Source organism: Pseudomonas sp. GD03862 (assembly GCF_029840855.1).
Taxonomy (GTDB): domain Bacteria; phylum Pseudomonadota; class Gammaproteobacteria; order Pseudomonadales; family Pseudomonadaceae; genus Aquipseudomonas; species Aquipseudomonas alloputida.
Genome location: NZ_JAOCDI010000010.1, coordinates 113,289 through 133,284, shown reverse-complemented (window position 1 = coordinate 133,284; position 19,996 = coordinate 113,289). Strand labels below are relative to the sequence as shown.

Annotated in this window: 8 protein-coding genes; 5 read left to right on the top strand and 3 right to left on the bottom strand. The window is 56.2% G+C overall.

Going from position 1 to position 19,996, the window contains the following annotated elements:
• Positions 1-53: 53 nt before the first annotated feature.
• From N5D53_RS09635 to N5D53_RS09625, 3 genes are all read right to left on the bottom strand, one after another.
• A complete protein-coding gene (locus tag N5D53_RS09635) occupies positions 54-2,228 on the bottom strand; it encodes an autotransporter outer membrane beta-barrel domain-containing protein (protein ID WP_279840215.1) in 2,175 nt (724 codons plus the stop codon).
• Between the two features lie 177 nt (positions 2,229-2,405).
• On the bottom strand, positions 2,406-4,397 hold the full coding sequence (locus tag N5D53_RS09630; RefSeq protein WP_279840214.1) for a hypothetical protein: 1,992 nt from the start codon (positions 4,395-4,397) through the stop codon (positions 2,406-2,408).
• A gap of 285 nt (positions 4,398-4,682) precedes the next feature.
• Positions 4,683-9,581: an RHS repeat-associated core domain-containing protein gene (locus N5D53_RS09625; RefSeq protein WP_279840213.1), complete on the bottom strand. Its 4,899-nt coding sequence runs from the start codon at positions 9,579-9,581 to the stop codon at positions 4,683-4,685.
• 186 nt (positions 9,582-9,767) lie between these two features.
• Between N5D53_RS09625 and N5D53_RS09620 the strand changes: the two genes are divergently transcribed.
• The 5 genes from N5D53_RS09620 (at position 9,768) to N5D53_RS09600 (ending at position 19,985) form a co-directional block, all read left to right on the top strand.
• A complete protein-coding gene (locus N5D53_RS09620; RefSeq protein ID WP_190870089.1) occupies positions 9,768-11,612 on the top strand; it encodes a hypothetical protein in 1,845 nt (614 codons plus the stop codon).
• Between the two features lie 82 nt (positions 11,613-11,694).
• Positions 11,695-14,202, top strand: coding sequence for a hypothetical protein (locus N5D53_RS09615; RefSeq protein WP_266022962.1), 2,508 nt, complete (start codon positions 11,695-11,697; stop codon positions 14,200-14,202).
• 13 nt (positions 14,203-14,215) lie between these two features.
• On the top strand, positions 14,216-16,507 hold the full coding sequence (locus N5D53_RS09610; RefSeq protein ID WP_190870090.1) for a hypothetical protein: 2,292 nt from the start codon (positions 14,216-14,218) through the stop codon (positions 16,505-16,507).
• A gap of 30 nt (positions 16,508-16,537) precedes the next feature.
• Complete coding sequence (locus tag N5D53_RS09605; protein ID WP_266022965.1) at positions 16,538-19,435, top strand: hypothetical protein; 2,898 nt, start codon at positions 16,538-16,540, stop codon at positions 19,433-19,435.
• 58 nt (positions 19,436-19,493) lie between these two features.
• A complete protein-coding gene (locus N5D53_RS09600; protein WP_266022967.1) occupies positions 19,494-19,985 on the top strand; it encodes a hypothetical protein in 492 nt (163 codons plus the stop codon).
• Positions 19,986-19,996 lie beyond the last annotated feature (11 nt).

Here is a 19,996-nt window from a genome sequence, read left to right as displayed (position 1 = left end):
TGAGTGCTGATTTGTGCCCTGCGTGCGCCGGACGGCGCCGCAGGGTGCTGCAATCACCAGTTGTAACGGACGCCCACGCTCACCCCCCAAGGCTGTTCGAGCTGCTCGCCGTTGGCATAGTCGAACTCCGCATGTACCTGCCATTGCTGGTCCCAGGCTGCCACTACACCGGCGCCCAGTTCGGCGCGCGAGCCCGCCAGGTCATTGTCGAGGCTGTTGCCGTTCACCTTCACGCGGTTGTTGTTGACGAACTCGTGAGCTGCGGCAACCCGTACATAAGGCTGAATCATGCGGCCCTGGCCGTAGTCGAAGGTGCGCCCGGCAGTTGTACCCAGCTTGCCCTGCAGCGAGCGGGTGTCTTCACCGCTGGCCTGCAAGCCATTGGACAGGTGATACGACTGACCTTCGATGGTCATGGCTGCCAGTTGGGCATAAGGCTCGATGAAGTAACCATCCTCCAGCTTGATATGCCGACCGGCCTCCAGTGACACCCCGATGCCGTGATTGCTGTAGTCGCCTTTGGTCTTGCTGCCATCACTCAACTGCACATCGGCCCGGTTCTGGTAGCGGTTGACTTTTACAACGCCATCGAAGTAGTAGCCGTTTTGCGAGTCGAGCCAAGTGGTGTAGGCCCCCATGTGGTAGCTGTCGACCTTGCCCGAGCTGCCGCCCTGCAAGTTGAGGTCTGAGTTGCTGTAGCCCGCTGTGACCCCGACCAGCCAGTTGCCATCGCCGATTGGCAGGCGACCGTCGGCACCGAACGACAGCCCTTGTTGCTGCTGCTTGTAGCCGAAGCCGGAGGTAGAAGCGTTGAACTGGTTGCCATAGCTGCGCATCCAGCCACCCGCTGCGCCGTCGTTACGGCGTACCTCACCCATGCGGCTGCGCAAGGTGGTAAGTTCGCCATACCAGACGGTAGGGGCGGTATTGGCCAGTGCCAGGATGGTCTTGGTGCCATTGCTGAGCGAGCGCATCGAGGCGTCCAGGTACCAGTCATTGCCGCGCTGGGTCAGGCCATAGGCGAAGGTGCCCAGGTCAACCGGGCCGCCCGCCAGCGAGAAGCTCGCATCGCCTGCGGCGGTATGCACCAGATGCAGTTCGGTGTCGGCCAGCGGGTCTTTGCCTGTGCTGGTCACGCGGATCTCATGGTTGCCGGTGGCGGTACCCGTCACCTCGAGCAGGTCGCTTTTGCCGTCGGCAAAGTCGGCGTTCATGATGAAGGTGCCGCTACCTTCCAGGTTGGCCACCTGCAAGGTGTAGAACTCGCCATCATCACCAAACGCCACTGCACCGCCGTCCAGGGCCAGGTCCTTGAGCTGTGCGTCGCCAGTCATGGTCCATTGGCCACCGCTGTTCAAGGCCAGCCGGTCAAGGTTTTCCAGGCGGCCTTTGAGGGTTGCCTGGTTGGCCAAGGTCAGCTTGCCGCTGCCGCCTTCGGCGACGACGATATCGCCCTCCAGGGCGCTGGCGCTGACCAGGATATCGGCGGTGCCGACGGCGCCGACTTCCACCAGTGTGCCATTACCGGCCTTGAGGGTGGAGCCGTTCAATACCTCGATCCTGGCACTCGCCGGTGCGTTCCCCGCCGTAGCGACGGCAATTGCAGAACCGTTCAGGCCCTCTACGTGGCTGGCATCCAGTACCACTGTGCTGGTTCCGGCGGGCTGGCCGCTGTCGCCACGCACGCGGAGGCCATCCTGGTCGCCGACGATGCGGCTGCCTGCAGTGGCCTGCAGGTTGCCATCGAACAGGTTGATCCCGGCACTGTTGGTGTTGGTGCCAGTGACTTGGCTGCCTGACAGCGTCAGCAGGCTATTGTTGATGACCGCGCCCACCGCGCCGCCGCTGATGGTGCTGTCAAGCGCGTCAACCCGTGCGCCGCTGCCTATGGACAGGCCCTGGAAGGCAGATGTCACGCGGCTGTTGCTGATAGTGGCTCCGGCCGCGCTGATGCGCAGGCCTGCGGCGTTGCCAGTGGCGTTTACCTGGCTACCATTGAGCACCAGCCTTGAGCCCTCCTGCACCCTGATGTCACGGGTAATGGCGCCGTTGGCCGTGAGGGTGGCGCCATCCATTACCGTGTAGTTGTCAAGTGCTGCGCTGCCATCGATCGTTGTGTCATTCTTGATCAGTGTCTGGGCCCAGCTGTCCGGGCTGAGCAGGAGCGCAGGGGCGAATGTGGCTGCGCGCAGAACCTGGCGTAGGGGCAAGGGGGAGAATGCTGACATGCGAATACCTGTGTCTTGTCCAAGTCGGAACCGGCCAGCGCCTGTTGCAGGCTGGCCATTGGTGCCGAAGTCTATGGATTTAGCGGACATTTCCTGTAGGAAAAGCCTGATTAAGCTCGCGGCTTTTCCTATCTATGAGCGCGGGCTACCTTGCCAGCCCGTCCATGGGCGCCCCGTTCATGGAATCGCACAGGTGCCTGATCCTGTGCCCAGGCTGACCACAGCTTCGGCTGTTTTCGATGTGACGGTTTCTCCCCCGTGCTGGAAGCTGTACTGGACGCGGCCGCGACCATCCGCGCCATGACCAGTGGGGTCATAGATACTGAGGATGTGGGGACTGTAGGGTTTGACTTCCCAATAAAAGCCCGCGGCCGCTTCTGCTGCGCTGATTGTGCGGGCCTCGGTCAGTCTGGCTGCCGGAATCTCATTATCCCCGGTGTAGCCACCCCATCCAGTCCATGTCAGGGTTACCTCACCGCCATTGGGCAGGTACTGGTTCAGTGGTGGCACGAACACCTTGAACGCAGGGTCGCCAGTTGGGTTCAGGGGGTCTTCCCAAAGGGATTCACAGTTGAGGAATCTATTATTGTACAGACGTTGAAACTCGGGAGCGTCCGGCTCGATGACAACGGCATTGGCATTGACCACAGCAGTAGGCGAGTTTTGCTCGTTACCTGCCCCGGTCGCTTTGCGGATGGTGTAGTGCACCGGTAGCGTGGGGTTATTGCTGGCATTAAGTATGTAGGTCCAGGGAAGCGGTCGCTCGATATCTGCAGGGTCGCTTAAATCGACATCGTACCTGGCCTCGGTGACCAGCGTGCCGGCCCAATAGAATTCCATGATGTCAGTATCTTTGGCATCGTCATGACGTTTGACCTTGAATGTGGCCTCCTCGCCGGTATCACTCCGATCCAGCACGTTTTCCTGTTGAGAGTTCTTGCCCCAGACCGCAGGGGCGTCGAGTTTGCTGTTGATGGGGTCTGGCCAAGTGGGGTCGGGGTCGGGGCGGTCGGGGCCTGCGACAGAGAAATCAACCTTCAGCGTGGTGCTTTCCGGGCCATAGGGAACGCCATGGCGCAGTACACGATAACTGACGTCGGTCTCTAGTTCGGTATCTGCGGCACCATAGGCTTCACGCAGGCGATCGTGGGGGACACTGATGGAAAGCGGCGGCTCACGCGAGCCAATTTCTTCGGTGAAGGGCTTGGACGTGCCCCAGGTGACCTCGACAATGTCGCTTCTCCGGTAGTTGGTATAGTCGACTTCAACCGTGATGCCTGCCTGCGCATCGGCCAGGTCGATCAGGCCATCACCTTGGGCGAGGGGTACTACTGGCGCTTGCAGCGCGGTGGGTAATGACCCAAGGTTTACATAAACCTCCGCGATCTTGGAGATGCGGCTGCGGTTGGTGGCTTTATCCAACAGGATATAAACAATGTAGAAGTGACCGTCACTCAGCCTTTCTATGTCGGCCTTGGTTATTAGTAGTTCCCGGTTCGCGGGTAGTGGGCCATAACCAATGGCGGGTGGTATTTGCCCCTCAACCGGAACGGTGTCAGAGTAATAAAGTGCGTAAGTATCCTTTACGTCCTGGTCAGTATAAGGCGGTAATGTTACTGTCAGGCCGGTTGGGTTGGTGCCGAAAAAAGCGTCTGTTACCACGTTTCCATTGAGTGCCGCTGCTTCAGGTTCAACAGCATCCCACGGCGGTGTTTTATCGAATATTAGATCGATTGCAGGAGAGTATTCTGGCGTAGGCGTATTGTACCTGTCGATTCTATAGCGCAGTTGGCGCTTGCCGTCATGGGGGTAATCAGCTTTGGGTATCTGCAGCGTCGTAGGAAATACACTGTCCTTATCGTATTGGGCGCTGGCGCCAACTTCCAGAAAGTCACCGACACCCTGCCCGTCAACGATAGCCATTTCCAGTTGCAATGTGTCCTTGTCACCCAGGATTGGGTCGGGCAGGTTTAGCCATTCCTGTATGACCACATCAAGGTCCGCATCGAGGACGTCCTTGTTCAAGGTCCCGTCCGCTGGGTCGACTATCCCTTGAGCTTCAGGGGGCGCCAGGGCATCTACCCGCTGCGCCGCCAACCTGGCAACACGCTGCTTTTGATAGTCAAGACGTGCCTTTGCTGCAAGTAGACGTGCCGAGTCATTACTCATGCGAAGTGCTCCCATACACATCACGATAAGGAGGGGCCGGGTTGGCCTGCTACCGGTTGTTGGTGAGAGAAGGCTAGCGTGGAGTGGAAGTTGTGGATACTGGTAAAAATGCTAGGTGGGGCGATAAGTAAAAATAAGAAAATAAAAAGCCAGCCCAGTTTAAGCTGCAACCCAGGAACCGGGTTGCAGGCACTTGCTGAGCGGGCTTTTTAGGTGGCATCAACTAGTGGTTTGAGAATGAGCTGTTTCAGCTTTAATCAAACATGAGTTGATTGTATCGTTCAGTTAATAGGGAGTGTTTACGTGAAAACGTTGGGATTCCGGGATTCTTGACATCCAGTGCCTATACAAAAAACCCCCTTCTTTAAAACCGCCGCTAGTTGCACCAGCGGCTTTGTCCATGTTGCTAGCTGCATTCTGCACAATACCCGTTGGCACTAAATTATTCGCGTTGCTGCCAGAGAAAGCCAACTTGCCCACGGAGAGTGCTACTTTGCCAGCTGCTACAGTGGCAGTTGTTATACCCAGAATCATTGCCGCCGTTCCCGCCGCCTCATCGTTGTTGATGACTGAAACTGCCTGCGCTACGGTACCGCCAAGGGACAGCCCTGCAAAGAGGGTGTTCGTGAGCGCTGCTTTAATGGTGGTAGCTGCAACCTTGACCAATAATTTTTGCAGGAAACCGGCGGTACCTGCTCTGACGGCCAGGGTAGCAGCGCTCATCCCGGCTTTCGCGGCAGCGCCGAGTGCCCCTACCGCAGCCAGTGACGCACCTGCGGTAAAAACTGCTGCAACAGTAAGCGCTACCCCAAGGCCCAACATGATCCAGTTCAATGTGCCGCCACCAGGCTTCCTGCGCCCCAGCCAGTTCGGGTCATCTTCGTCAGGGCGCCGCGGTCTGCCACCGTCGCCCGTTGCAGTCAAGCCGCTGGGGTCGCGCAAGGCAATCGGGTTGTTCAGGCAGTAGGTATAGGGGTTCAGTTCACCGGTGTCGAACACGCTGCGCGGATCGGGGCTGTTGAAGCGCCTAAGCCCCGGATTATAGGCGCGCACGCCCCGCCCCAGCAGGTACCAGTCACTGCCTTCATCCAGTGCCTCACCGTTGAAGCCCAAGTTGCTGTGGACAGGCACCGTGACGTGCCGCTGACCGTAGGCGCTATAGCGTATGTCGCGAACCGCGCCAGCTTCGCATTCGGCGATGACACTGTGGCTGGAATCGGTTTGCAGCAACAACGTTCTGGCGGGGGCATCGCTTTGCTGGGCCAGTGGTATATCGGCATGGAAGCTAAATCGTGTGTAGTTGCCGTCCTGGATGGCCAGACTCAGCCGGTTCTCGTCGAACCACAGTTGCCTTGGCGAGCCACTGGCTGCCTGGCTGGTCAGTAGTTGCCCTTCACCGTCGTATTGATATTGGCTTTGGCCTCTGATTTGCAACAACTGGCTTTCTTCGTCGTACTCCAGCACGCGGCCATGCTGGTCGACCGTCAGGTTACCATTGGCATCATGGGAGAATGTGAAGGTTTCTGGCGTACTGCCGCTCGTGGAGAGCGTCAACGATTTCAGCAGGAAACGGTCGTCTTTGTTGTATTCATACGTCGCAATCTCACTGGTGCCGTCATCAAAGCGGGTGATGCAAACACGAATATTGTCAATGCTGTCGTAATCGAATGCCTGTTGGCGGGGCGTGCGGCCTGCCTCGTCTTTGGGGATCTCGCGGCCGCTGTATTCGACCGTGCTCAGTCGCCCCAGCCGGTCGTAGCGGAATGCTTCCTCGAGCACAACATCATCAGGCCCGGGCCCGTCGCGCAATACGCGGCTTTCGAGCAAATTGTCCTTGCCCCACACCTGAGTCAACGTAGGCAAAGGCCTTGTGTCTAGCTGCTGGGTGCGCTTGATTTCACGCCCGTGGTCGTCGTACTCAAGAGATGTGGTCAGTGTGCTGTTGCTAACTGTGTCGGTGCTGGTTAGGGATATCAGTCTGCCCAGGCCGTTGTAGCCGAAGGATGCCAGCAGGTTGCCTTGGCGTGTTGCCGTGATGAGCCCTTTCTCGTCGTATTCATGGACGGCAGTCATGCCCCCGGCATCTTTGCTCGATGTCAGGCGGTTGTGGAAGGTGCTGACATACTCGGCCGTGCGCGGCACATCGCCTGCCGTTTCGAGGGTTTCGCCGGTCAACTGATCATGCGCATTGTAGTGATAGACCCGTTTGCCGTTGGCACCGCGCGACTCCTTCATCCTGGCTGTGATCGGGTCATAAATGTACTCGTCGCCTTTTTCGTCAGCATTCACGCGCATTTGGGTAGGAAAAGGGGAGAGCGCCAGGTCGTACTCGTAGCTGATGGTATCGCGTGCGCCGGTGATCATGGCCGCTGGTTTCGATTGGCCGGGTTTGTACCGCAACTCCTCGGTGCGCTTGCCAATGGTGCGCGAAGTCACCTTGCCTACCCCGTTATAGCACTGGCTGCCCACCTCGAAGGGAGGGTCGGACTCGCGGTTGGAAAAGGCGGTGATACTGGTCGACCATTCGGCGTCCGTGTGGTGGGCATAACGATGCTCGATACGCGTTTCGGTTGGCCGCGTGCTGGCACTCAAGCGGCCGAACGGGTCGTATTCGAATGTTGTCTCATACTGGCGTTCATCAATTTTGCTCACGCATCGGCCAAGGCCGTCGTAGTGCATCACCTGTTCCGCCTCGATCATATCGTCAGGGCTCAGGCGTTCTATCCGTACCTCCTTCTCGAACGCATTGCTCCAGGTCCTGACCTTCTCGCTTTTCTCCGTTTGCTGCGCCACCTGCAACCATGTGGTCTTGCACACGTTCCTGTTTTGATCTTCCACGGTGGGGTCGAAAAGCGTGTGTTCCTGAACGTTGTCGTGGCGGATCACCACACTGCGCCCTTCCCAGTTGTCGTACAGGTATCGCTGGGCCAGGAACGGCACGTCGGCAGGGAAGGGTTTGCCCTCCAGCCAGTCGTACTGCCTGTCTTCAATTTCGCGTCCCCAGGCGTCGTGCACCAGTTCCTGGACCTGGAACAAAGCGTTGGGCCTTGTCGGGTCTATATGGCTCGCCAGCACCTGGTGCACGCGGCCCAAACCATCGAACCGCGTTTCAGTGATCACGGATGTAGGTGAGGTATAGCGCTGGCTCGCCTGCTCACCCTCTTCGGCACAAAGCGCATACTCATTACTGCGCACGGCTTCGCTGGCGCCACCCCCTGCCACGACTTCAAAGATCTTGCGGTGCAGTTTGTCGGTGACGATGCGTCTCTCTACCCTGTCCTCGTCGGTGCTCAGCACCAGTTCGCCCGAGAACAGTGAGTGCCCTTCGCTGGTCTGCATGCTGGCCTGGTCATGCCCCACGGTGTCATGCACCGTTTTCAGCACGGTAATTGGAGCCAAATCATGCAAACGCTCGTCGCGCATCTTGTCCCAATCGAGCGTCTCGAACTGGTAGGCATAGTCAACAGTGCTTTCCAGCATTTCAGGCTGGCCCGGCTCGCCAAAGGCGGGGTTCGGGAAGCCCGTGGTGCGTTTTTGCAGGCGACCATGTTGCAATGGCTCTGCCTGTTGCACTTCTTCATTTTCCTGCTCGTGATAGTCATAGGCCGTGACTTTCAGTGTGCGATCGTTGAGGCTCAGTGTTTCGCTATGAAGGGCACACCAGCTTTCCTGCCCGGTCGCTTCGCTGCTGCTGGCCAGTACTTTGATTTGATTGTACGTATGCGTCGTGACCAGTGTTGGGGCGTTTCCACCGTGCCCAGCCGCCGGTGTCACGGTTTTCGTGTGTAGGTCGCACACAAAGTTTTCAGCATTGCCTGGGTAACCCGCATCCCCATTCCGGTACCAACGGTTTGTCTCGACAACGCCGGTTGCTGCTTGCTGCATCAACACATTTCCGTAATCGTCGTACTCGGCCCTGATGGTTTCCACGCGTTGACGGCCGCTATCGCGCAGCCGCCAACGGGTTTCGATCTTGATCGGGTACTGACAGGCGTTCACTTGCTCCTCGAAGCGCCCGGGCTTCAGGTTATACGTCGTAATTTTCTCTTCAATGAAATTGCCGATGACTTCAGTGTTGTCGGCGTTCAGCTTGGTGCCTCGATACACAGCTTCACGGGTGTTCAGGTGAAACTTGTTGAACTCTCGGACGGTGCTGCGTACGGGCCTTTCATCCACCCAGAGTGTCTCTGTGGTGGCATAGTCATAGTCGATATCCTTGCGGAACAGGTTGTCCAGGCCATCGTCTATCCACTCCAGTGGTGCATTGCCACCCAGGAAGTTGTGACCGTTGCTGGAATAGGTGTAACGCGTGTCGATCGGGGGTTGCTTATTGCCTGGGTGCTGCACATGCCGGGTTACTCGAGGCAGCGGGTCCAGGCCCGAACCGATCGGGAACTCGTGGCCGTAATCATCGTATTTCAGTTCTTCGAAACCGCCCGCAGGGGTGTACACCGTGCTGATGCAATCGACATTCCTGACGCGGATATAGGAAAAACGCCAGCTCGCCTGGTTGTCGGTGGGCAATTCGATGCGGGTTACCCGGTTGTCGGTGCCCAACACCATGGTATAGGTGGCGTTTCCCGTGTCAGTTGGCATCCTCAACTGCACATCTCTGTTGCGAACGGCCTCCAGCAGCGTGACGCCGCGCATGTCGGTGATCTTGGTCAACATCGGGAAGCCGTTATGGGTGCCGTATTCCAGGTTCAGCCAATGCCCCTGGCGGCTGAAGATGCGGGTCGGCACCGCCCTGCCATTCGTGCTTGAACCTTTTCGCTCGAGCACTTCCACCATGCCGGAGCGGTGCACCACCCGCCAGCGGTCTTCAGCGTCCTCATAAAGGTGGAACGTGTCGATCTTTTTCTCCGACATCGTCAACTGGTTGGTAGTGCCAACACGGCCGTCGGCTTTGAACGTTTCGCCATTGGCCAGGGAAATGATCCTGCGTTTCTGGGCAGGGTCGAACTCGGTGGTGGGCAGGCTCCAGCCCCTGCCAAAGCCGCGATCCTGCGTGTTCAGTTGGCTGTAGCGTAGGTTCAGTTCGATTTCAGGCGCCAACAAGTCACTGCCGTAAAACGCGGACAGGGCGATTTGAAAGGAATAAAGGCCCGTTCGCGAGTCAACACCGCTCTGCATGTGATTGAAAAAATTGAAGGCATTGGAATTGATACTGGATTCGGTGGCCATGATGAAGAGCGCTCCGGGTGAGAGGTACGGGATGCATAAGCACGGACACTAGCAAACGGCATAACCGTTGCCACCTGTTAAAAGTGCTAGTTTCGGCAAGTCAGGCCAAGGTGTAAAAAATCCCCATCGAGATCAGCAGTTAAAACCAGTGCTGATCAAAGCAATTAATACGGTGGGGATTAGTGAATGAAACTTCGCAAGCGGCATGGCGAGCAATCAGAGGGCTTATTGGCTTCAACTGCGGCGCTGCCGCGCCCCGAGATTCCGTTATTGAAGGGTGATTCGCTGAGCCTTGAAGACTTAGGGGCTGAAGCGCTGAAAACGTACATCAAGTACCCAGGAATAGACCTGGGGCATTTCGTCGCTCCGCGCTTTTTCGGGTGTGGCGCACTGGGGGAAGTTCATGACCGTGACCCAAACCCGCTACCTGTGACTGATCTGGAGCCTGATGGCAGTTTCTTGATTGAAATAGATAATGGCCTGCTGCAAGGCCTGAACAAGGGCTATGCGTTCTATTCATACGCGCGAACCGATATTCGGGGTAACGTCATGCCAGGCCCTGCCCTGGAAGAGTCATCCAGCCGGCTGTTTTTCTATATCAACAAGCAAGTTGAGCCTGCTCTGATGTTGCCGCCCCCGCACTTCATGGACAGTGACGGTCTTGTAATTGACCTCGCACGCTTGAAGGGGGATGGCCGTGTTGTGACCACCCATTATCCCTTCATGACAGCGGGTGATAACGTTGTGCTTTCATGGCGCGACGAATTAGGTAATTCCGAAGAATACACCAAAGAGTTGGGTGAGGGTTCTGATGAGCCATTGCTTTGGGTAATTGACGAAATCAAGTTTTTAATAGCCGGTGGGTGGTGCGAGCTGAGCTATACCGTCAACTATAAAGACGGTGGAAAAAGCCAGTCTCCGGTCCAGCGCTTCACCATCAAGCAAAACGCGGGGCAGTCGCCAAGTTTGCCCTCCCCGGTAATACCGGGGCACAGTGACGACTGGCTTGACCCGGCCAAGTATGGGGACGGCTTACCGGTTGAAGTGGATGATTACGGCATTCGACACGGTGATGAACTGCTGCTTACGGCTGTGAGCAAGAAGGTTAGCCGACACATGCTGCGTATAGACCGTTCAATTCTGGACAGCAAGCGCTTGCGTTTTCTTGTGCCGGCGCAATGGTTGCAAGAACACATCGGTGAGGCGGTAAAGCTGACTTGGCAATGGGCCAGGGTGGGCGGGGCGGCCGACTCCACACCCTTGGATCTTATCTTGAAGAAGCCGTTGGTTCTTAAACCACCGTTCAACCCGGATGCTACACAGCAAGAACCTGATCCGGGCGAGGAAGTTGATCCAGAGATGGTTTCATTCGCTTACATCAGCCCGAGTCTTTTGACGTTGGGGACAAAAATCCGGGTGCCGCAGGAGTCGGAGACCAATGATGGCAAGATAACCATGTACTGGGAGGGGTTTGGTACTACAGGTAAGTACCAAACCGATACACCGACCATAGGTAATCCCTGGGAGTTCCAGATTCCCCGTGCTGTGGTACCTGCCAATTTTGGCAAGCGGGTCAAAGTGTTTTATACCGTTAAAGATGCTGATGATGGCGAGCAGCGCTCACCTGCCTATGGCTTGAAAATTCAACCACTGACATCCGATGCTTTTCAAGCGGTTCAGTGCCCGGACTTTGCGACCTCGGACATTCCAGTGTCGCAGGTCATCGATAGTGTGACTTTTACTTTGAACAGTAATAGCTGGCATTTCTTCGCGCAGGGCCAGATTGTACGCGTTTATGTTACGGGGAAGTCAAAGCCGGGCGAGCCCTCCTTGCCAGATGAAGTGATACGCGATGACAAGCCGGTCTCTGTGGATGAATGGAATGAGGGTTGGTTGCGAATGAGTCTGAGCAAGGAGTATCTGTTGAAGCTCGAGGAGAATACCCATTTTCATGTGTACGTAAAAGTCAGTTTCGATGAAGGTACAAGCTTTGTTCAAGGCCAGACTGCCCAGTTTAAGGTAGTGCCTTGAGTTCGGTTATACGGCAAGTTTTGGTTGCGATGATTCGTGATTGATAAGTATCAACGATCTTAGGTTTTATGAGGATAGAACCATGGCTGAATATAACTTTGAACAATTGTATGCGTGGCTGTTAGAGGAGAAACGCAGCCTGAACTGGGGGCTGATTTCTTTCATGGACAGAGAGAAGCTGAATCGTCTGCTGCTGCAGGCTTACATTCGTCGGTTCAAAACAGACTCTTACCTCAAGCCCTTGACCGGGAGTATCGAGAATGGCCCGGACCGGCGTTTTGCACTGAACCAGTTTACCCTGGATTGGCCGCGATTGGGCTTCCTGGGTGGGCACGCCAACGATTCCACCGCGCGCTTGACCACACAGGTCATGTCGGGAACACAGTTGGGTCTGCGTAATGCAGCCGGGGAGTGGGAAGTTCGGGAAATACGCGAAACCAGTCCGCTGCTGGGGCCGGAACTTAACCTGAAACTGCTACTGGCCAATGTGCCCGGTGTGGTGGGTGAAGAGGGGCGCGTGCGACTTGATTTGAAAGAAAGCTCCGACTTCAGCATCAACGTGTCAGACGACCCCACTGAGCAACGGCTGGTGGGTGAGTGGTTCAAGCAAAAGTTTGACGGGCTGGAGGCCCCAGAACGTGTGTTTACGCTTGGCCAGATAGAAGCAGGCGGTGATCCGTTACTGCGCGCCAAATCGTTTGCCTTGCGCACGCAGGCACGCATGCGGGACGCAGACGATGACGAAGGCGCGGTACTGGCCATGGTGCGCTTTGAAGGGGATGAAGAAGGACACATCCCTGGCAATGATTTTCGCTACCTCCTTCCCAATGACATGTCCTATGACGCGACGGTGTTGGTTGAACCCTCGCGAATCATGTTGGCACAGTTGGTCGAGTCCCTGAAAACGATCGTGGGTGACGTCGAGTTTGACGTTGTCCATGACGATGAGGGTAGGTTAGTAGGGGCTGTAGCAAAAAGTGGAGAAATGAGAATTGCAGCGCAGACGCTAGAGCATAAATTCCGCACAGACCCAGATATGATCGGGCGAAGGCTGGACGTGACCTTTAAGGTCTTCATGGATGAGATTGTAATTAAGCTTGATAAGGTTTTTAAAGTTTCGATCAATGATGATAAGGTAGAGTTCGAGTGGCACGTTACAGGTCTAATGGTCATTGAGCCAATATCTCTTGATGATGATACAGGGATGATTGGCAGGGCGTTGGCTAAACCCTGGGTGGATACTTCTGAGTTTTACCGGCGTACCCAGGATGATTTCAGCTATAAGTTCACTTGTTCATACGAGCTTGATAGTTACGGTATTGCCTTGAAGTTTGTTGGCTTGAATGTGGAGGAGATTCATGCGCCGGCACCTGTGATTGGGGATATTAAGTTTCCCGAGGTGCCGCCAATTGATCCGGATTACTGGATTATTTTGAACATCATGATGTTCTATCTTTTCTTCATGGTTGTTCAAATTCACACTTTTCTGCACGCTTTATTCAGCGCGGTTGAAGGTGTCGAAACCCCAAGTGTTGAGGTGCTCCTGCGTGAAGCGTTTGAGACAAATTTTGAATTCACCAGTCCCCTCCGTGAATTGGTCGATAACACCATCAAGCTTAATTTTGGCAATGCTCTTATCAGCCAGACTCTTTACGCTCCTAGTGATCTCGTCTTCTTTGGCGCTGTCAATCCGACCGTAACCGCGTTCGCCATAGACCCCATGCAACATACCCTGGTGGCGGGAAGTGCGCCCTTGCAGTTCAACACGGTCCCGGCACACCCCGGCCTGATTCGCTGGACGTGCGAGCCTGTACTGGATTCTGTTTCCAACGGGCAGATCGGTTCGATCGATGAACATACCGGCTTGTACACACCGCCGGCTGCCTCGGACTTCGATGGCGACTTTGTACGGCTGCGTGTCAATGCGCGACACATAGACACCGACTTCAGCAGTTCGGCACTGATGACTGTCTTGAGGTCGGGTTTGCACATCAGTCCGCTCCTCTATGTGACACAGGTCAACAGCACGCCCCCCACGGTCAACTTGCGAGCCGGCTACCTGGGTGATGTCACGAACCTGAAGTGGGAGCCGCCTCAATACGGCCAGTTGACCGCCGACGGTAAGACTGCAGTTTATACCCCCCCTGCAGTGATGCCCCCCCTGGATGACTACCCTGACGAGTCTGCCTCTTTCGCGCTCGATAAAATTACGCTGAGTGATTCCACTGATGGGGAGACCGCGCGCGTCGCATTGGTAATCACCGAAGGCAATGCGGGGCTGCCAATGAAAATTACGCGTGAAGTGGATGTTGCGGCTGGAACTGTGCAATTGAAAGCCAAGGTGGGTAACGTTGAATTAACTCCGGATCAAGCCCAATGGAAAGTAGTGTACGGCTCGGGTGTCATCGACCCCATTACCGGTATCTATACCCATGATGCGTCCAGCAGTGATCCATTTGCCGTGATAACAGCAACGCATGATACGGTTTATTACGGAGTTTCCCACCAGTATGTGGTGCAAACTTTGCCCCCGGCGAGGCTGGAGGAGGCTGTGCGCGGCGTAGGTGCTTTCCAACTGCCCAAAGTATAAAGGAAGACTCGTCATGAGCATGAACAAACCGTCATTGCTGGGTGATTGGTTGGTCGATAACCCGGACCTAATGAAATGGGACAGTATTACGGGCGTGTGCCTGACCGCAGGCAATACCGCGCTTCGGCAAACCCATGCCACCCATCTAAGCCAGGGACACGAAATTGCAGGTTTATCTGGCCAGCTTGAAATTGACATGAGCGATATCGTTTACCACTTTGCAGGGTACCAGTTGTCAGGGCCACAAGTGGGCATTAAGCGCGCGAGTTACGAGAGCACCAGGTTGGAAATGGTGGCCAACTTGCATGGTGGAACCCTGGTCATGACCGAAAGCGGCAATAAAGTGCTCAGCCTATCCGAGCATGATGCGCTACAAGGCCTTGAGCTTAAACAACAAGCCAGCGCAGATTTCAAGAATGGCGCATTGGTGCTGGATGTGTCCAAAGGCGAAGACATGCGCCTTGCAGTGAGTGAGTACGACAGCGAACAACTGTTGGCGGGTGACTGGTTGCGTCAGCAATTGCCAGTAGAGGCCGAAAAACTTGAGTACCCGCTGGTCAAGGGGTTGCAGGGGCAACCGGAGCTTGAATTGAGGGTTGCCCAGCTTGCCACACAGGCGGATGCCCAGGACAAGGGTGACACCTTGGTCGTGTTTGCTTCTTCGCAATATGGCAGTGCGGGGGACTTGCCCAATATCAATGGCGATTTCCCACGTCTGCTGCCAGACCCGCCTGGGCCAGAAGATGCGGTGCAGTTGCTCAGTTCACGTGTGCTACACCGTAATGCCTTCCTCGCTGGTTTCACCCAGCTGTTGGACGGGGGGCGTTTCAGCCACCGCAGTGAAGACGGGCGGCTTGTCGAGGTGGTTGCTGAAGCGGGCACCTTGCAGATACCGCCTACGAATTATGAGTCCCAAGGATATATCTTTGCCGCCAAGCCCTTCCAAATAGGGGCGGCAGGTGGGGTTGCAGCCACTTTCGAGCTGGACCTGATCACCTTGCAGTGGCATGGCGAGACTACGATTGACTTCAGCTGCCTAGCCAAGGGTGAAGAGGTACCTTCGGAGTTCAAGGCGGATTTTGCCCTGTCACTGCGACACCGTTTCTATTTGCTACCCAACATTGAAAGCGATCAGGGCTTGCTGGAGGGGCAGTTTTTCTCCCCCTGGCCGGAAGCACAGGAAGCCCATGCCCGGCGCGGCCTTCCCGAGGGTGATGAATACGAGGAACTGCGCTTGCAGGCAGGGGACTTTGCGGCTTACGCGGTGAAGCGGGCAATCCTGCTGGCGATTGCGAAAAAACTCAACCCTGCAGCCCCGGAGCAGTGGATGGAAGCGCTGACAATCGGGGGTGGCCATACCATAAAGTTCAACCCTGCCGACCTGGCGTTTCCCGGTGCGCTGTTGGCTTCGGGTTCGCTGAGCCACGATGCTGCGTTTCGCATTCGCGATGACGATGTGAATGTGCTCGCGGGCGGCTTTCATGAATTCATAGTGGATAACCCGCAAAACGAGGCGCTGACCTGGACATTGGAAACCCTCCCTGGCGGGCCTTCCGACCCTGGCAGCTTCGTCGATGGCAAATTCCGGGCACCTCCTGCGCACACCTTGCAGAGGCGCTCGGGGCAAGTGCTGGTGATCGCCTCCAACGCGGCTGGCCAGAGAAGCGTTGCCGTCGTTACGGTGCTGCGCCAGCCACTGACGGTCAACCCCTTCATCACCGTGATGCAAGCCGGCACACAGCGCCTTTTGAATGCAGGGGTGCTGGACGAAGCGTCCCTCGACACCAAACCGCTGAAATGGACGATGGTCAATCCTGACCCTAAGTACAGCGGCGAGAAGGTGGAAGAAGACCAGGGGCGTCGTTGCCGCTACACGGCCAAGGCAGCCGATTCGAACGAAGAACAAACCTATTGGGTGGAATCGTTTGAGGTGGAGCTCGAAGAGCCCGCCGGCAAGCAGGCCGTACATGCGCTGGTCACCCTGCGGCAGCCCATGCTCAGGGTGACGTTGGCCACTGCACCCCAGCGCGATGGCAGCATGCAATTTGAGGCTTATGTAGGTTCGAACAAAGACCCGGTGGCCGCACAGTGGCGCCTGGCAGTGGGGACGGGGCAAATCGACCCTGACACCGGCCTGTACGTGCCCGCGCAGAGTGGGCCGCAATCCCCCGGCATTGTGGTGATTGCCTCCCATGAATCAGAGGGGTACGGGCTCTTTGAAGGGCACCTGGTCATGCCCTCGCAGCCCAGCCGCTTTACTGGCTTGTGCCAACAGATGCTGGCATCGAAGACGCGCTCGGTATGACCCACTCGCGTTCACTGACAGGAGAATGACATGTCAAACCCCATTTCCTATGTGTTGCAGCGGATGGACAAGCACAACATCACAGAAGGTTGGGGTGCCGTTGCGGCGTTCAGCCGCGCGCGCCTTAACGACGTGCTGCTCGAGCAATACAAACAGCGTTTTAGTGCGTTGAGTTTCGTTCCGCTGTTCAATGCAGATGTCGACCATGAAGACCATATCCGCACACGAAGCGTGTTGCGCAAGATCGAATTTGGCCCGCCGCTGCTTTCATTCGCCAACGCGTCGCTAAAGAACTCCACAGCACAGCTGACCTTCCCTATCCTGGCCGGGGTCTACAGGCGTCAATCGCCATTGGCAGAGAACCTGCAGACGCGCTTCATCATCGATGCGTCCATGGGGTATTCGCTGGTGATGAACGTCGACCTCAAGCTGGTGACCGGCGAGATCGACCGGCGCGGGAGGGTCACGCTAGACCTGGCGGAGGCGTCCAGTTTCAGCTGCAACCTGGGGGGGGAAGACGAGCACCTCAATGGCCTGATCACTGCCGCCATGCAGGATTGGTTCAAACGGTTACCCGCGCACCAAGGCCAGTTCGAACTAGGCATGATCGACTTCTCAGGCTACTCGGCGTTGTCGCCCGTCAGCTTCACTATCCTGACCCAGCCGGCACCAGGCGCCAACGTCTTGGGGGCGGACAATTATGGCGACGGTGCGGTACTTACCTTCATTCAGTTGCGGGCAAATACGGAGCCAGGCCAGGTACCAGAGTCTTTTCCCTACCTGATTCCCGATGACCTGGACGAAGACGGACGCGAGCTTTATTCGGCGACCATCGTTGTGGACAAAGCCCTGCTAGGCCATGTGCGTGACGACAACCTGGATGTTCTGGCATCGATTTTGTTCGGGACGTTGCACAAGTTCGAGGAGCGCGAACGGCATACCCCGCACGACCTCGCAGTATTTGGCAATATTGTCGCTGTACCCCCGTTATATACCATCGACTCGCCCACCACTACCGTGCCTGCGGGCGGATCAGTCAAGTTTACCCTGCGCGATCAGGCTGGGGAGGAGGTGCAAGCCAGCCAATGGTATGCCCGCAGCCGCCAGAGCCATTTGGCGGTGGGCGATGGTGAAATCGGCCCTGATGGTTTTTACCAGGCTGTTGGGCTTGAGGATATTGGCCATCACAGCCTGACAATCTTGATTACAGCCGAGCTTGATTCTGACGATGGTAAGAAAACGCATCGCGTGACCACCCAACTGATCGTGCAGTTCGAGCAGGTGCAGATCGCGCCGCGGGTGGGTGTGTTTGCAGCGCGCACGCCGATTGCACTGAGCGCGGCCATGCCGGGGGGCAATATCGAGTGGTCGCTGCTCGGAGAGCCGCGCGGTCAGCTTGCGCAGACCAACGGCCACCGAAATTCCTATACCGCCGAAAAGGCCGCCAGCCGGCGCCAGCTGACTGTCCAGCAAGTGCAAGCCACAGGCAGCCAGCAGCGTATGTCGACACTGGTCATGCTCAATGGTTTGCAATCGATGGTCATCGACCCTGTACGTGCAACCGGCCTGAAGCCAGGTGAAGTCGTGCCGCTGATAGAGCGAGACCCGGAATTACTGCCAGACGCACGTCGGCGCTGGAAACTGATCGGCCCGGGTACCCTGGATGGCGAAGGTAACTATATCGCCCCTTCAGGTGAAGAACAGGGCGCCAGTGTCGTGACCTGCGAGTTGGTGGAGAATGGCGTGGTGCTGGCGTCAGGCTACAGCTTGCTCGAATTTGGCGAAGCGCAATTGGTGGAAGAAGGCTCCTGGGTCAGGTTGACGAGCTATACCATCACCGTACCGGGAGGGACCGAGCAAGGTGCCAAGGGCGAACTGCTGAGGAACGGGTTCCAGTCTTTACGGCTGCAGGTAGTTATCGAAACCGAGCCTGTGGATGGCCAATACTACAAATTGACTGAAGACGAACGCGCCACCATCGGCTTGACCATCAAGCAAGATAAACAGGAAGTGGATTCGCTGCCTGATCACAATAACCCCAGTGGAGGCTTGGATGCAGCCGACAAGAGAGATTGGGGTACCCGTCGCGTAGCTAACCGTTTTGATTTGGTGTATTCGCAATTGGCCGAGGCGCTTCCTGCCAGAAACGAAGAAGCGACAACCCGGCAGGATCTCTACCTCCATACCAAGGCGAGGGCGGGGCAGGCGACCACCTTCTATAGCATGTTCATGGCCGACACGGGGGGGACCTATAAATCCGATGATAACAGCGGCAGCGTGGGGGCCACGATTGAAGTAACGCCCAAATCACCTCCTGACTTCGGGGAACAACACTATTCTTGGACGCGCGTGCGCGTAGAAGGCAGTACGGGTCTCCCGAACGAACCCGGTGACCCGGCGTTCGATTATAATTTGGTTACGCAGGATTACTGGATACTCAAGTTGATTAACAGCCGCTTCGAAACCATCGAGTTTCTGGCGCGTAACGAATCAGACCCCCATATCAGCACTTCCATGATTCGTTGGGAGTCCCAAAACAAAAACGAGGTAATGTTCAGTTTTACCGGTTCTATCTTCCGGGACAGCGAAGCCAAGGACGCCGATAAATGGAGGTCGGGGGTGCCTAATAGCGTCCCGATCGACTTTGATGAGAACTTGTCAAAGTTCATGTCCGGCCGAGAGGAACTGAAAAGCACAGTATTTGACGATGCTTTTGAACAGGGCACTTTGGTAATCACTAATCATCGGGTGATGGATTTCCTCTACGTCGGGGGAGAGAACGCTACGCGTGATCAACTTTCGAGATCCATAGTGGTTTTGCTACGGGATCGACAGGGTAATGCCCATTATCGGCGCTTCGCCTACAGAGGCGCCACTACGCTAGGTCATCGAAACTACATCGAACATACTTTGTTCACCCCAGTTTAAGCGGATGGGCCACCTGTTGCGCGGGCGGCCTGTTCAATATATCGAAAGGAGCGAAATGATGAAACTCTGCGAGTCTGCGTGGCGTGTTGTTATGCTCTCGGCTTTGCTTTCAGTGGCCGCAGGTGTTTATGCACTTGACAAGCCTTCTGAGACGAAAGGCACGGCACAACTGTATTTAGCCGGTGGTAAGGATGAGGTTGATTCTGGAAATACCTGCTCAATCGAAATCAAACCGGATGGACCTCATGAATATGATTTTCCGGATGAAGGTTGTAAAAACGACGATATGTATTGGTATCGAATCGAGAACGCCCCGTCGGGTACATTGATCACAATGTACTCCGAGGCTAACTGCCCCGGTGATAAAAATTGGTGGTTCACAATTAGAACATATATACAGCCGACAACGACAACATGGCGAAAGATTGCAGATTTAGGGCCGGCCCCAGCGAAATCTATTATTACGGGCGGTATTCTTCTTGATCTAAAGAAATATAAAGAGGGTTCCCAAGTGGGCGGTAGACTTTCTTGCGTCAAAATCGACCTCTAATCCCGAGCTAC

What these genes read in the sequence shown, in the direction of transcription:
- N5D53_RS09635 (WP_279840215.1), bottom strand. Translation starts at nt 2,228, where the DNA reads ATGTCAGCATTCTCCCCCTTGCCCCTACGCCAGGTTCTGCGCGCAGCC.
- N5D53_RS09630 (WP_279840214.1), bottom strand. Translation starts at nt 4,397, where the DNA reads ATGAGTAATGACTCGGCACGTCTACTTGCAGCAAAGGCACGTCTTGAC.
- N5D53_RS09625 (WP_279840213.1), bottom strand. Translation starts at nt 9,581, where the DNA reads ATGGCCACCGAATCCAGTATCAATTCCAATGCCTTCAATTTTTTCAAT.
- N5D53_RS09620 (WP_190870089.1), top strand. Translation starts at nt 9,768, where the DNA reads ATGAAACTTCGCAAGCGGCATGGCGAGCAATCAGAGGGCTTATTGGCT.
- N5D53_RS09615 (WP_266022962.1), top strand. Translation starts at nt 11,695, where the DNA reads ATGGCTGAATATAACTTTGAACAATTGTATGCGTGGCTGTTAGAGGAG.
- N5D53_RS09610 (WP_190870090.1), top strand. Translation starts at nt 14,216, where the DNA reads ATGAGCATGAACAAACCGTCATTGCTGGGTGATTGGTTGGTCGATAAC.
- N5D53_RS09605 (WP_266022965.1), top strand. Translation starts at nt 16,538, where the DNA reads ATGTCAAACCCCATTTCCTATGTGTTGCAGCGGATGGACAAGCACAAC.
- N5D53_RS09600 (WP_266022967.1), top strand. Translation starts at nt 19,494, where the DNA reads ATGAAACTCTGCGAGTCTGCGTGGCGTGTTGTTATGCTCTCGGCTTTG.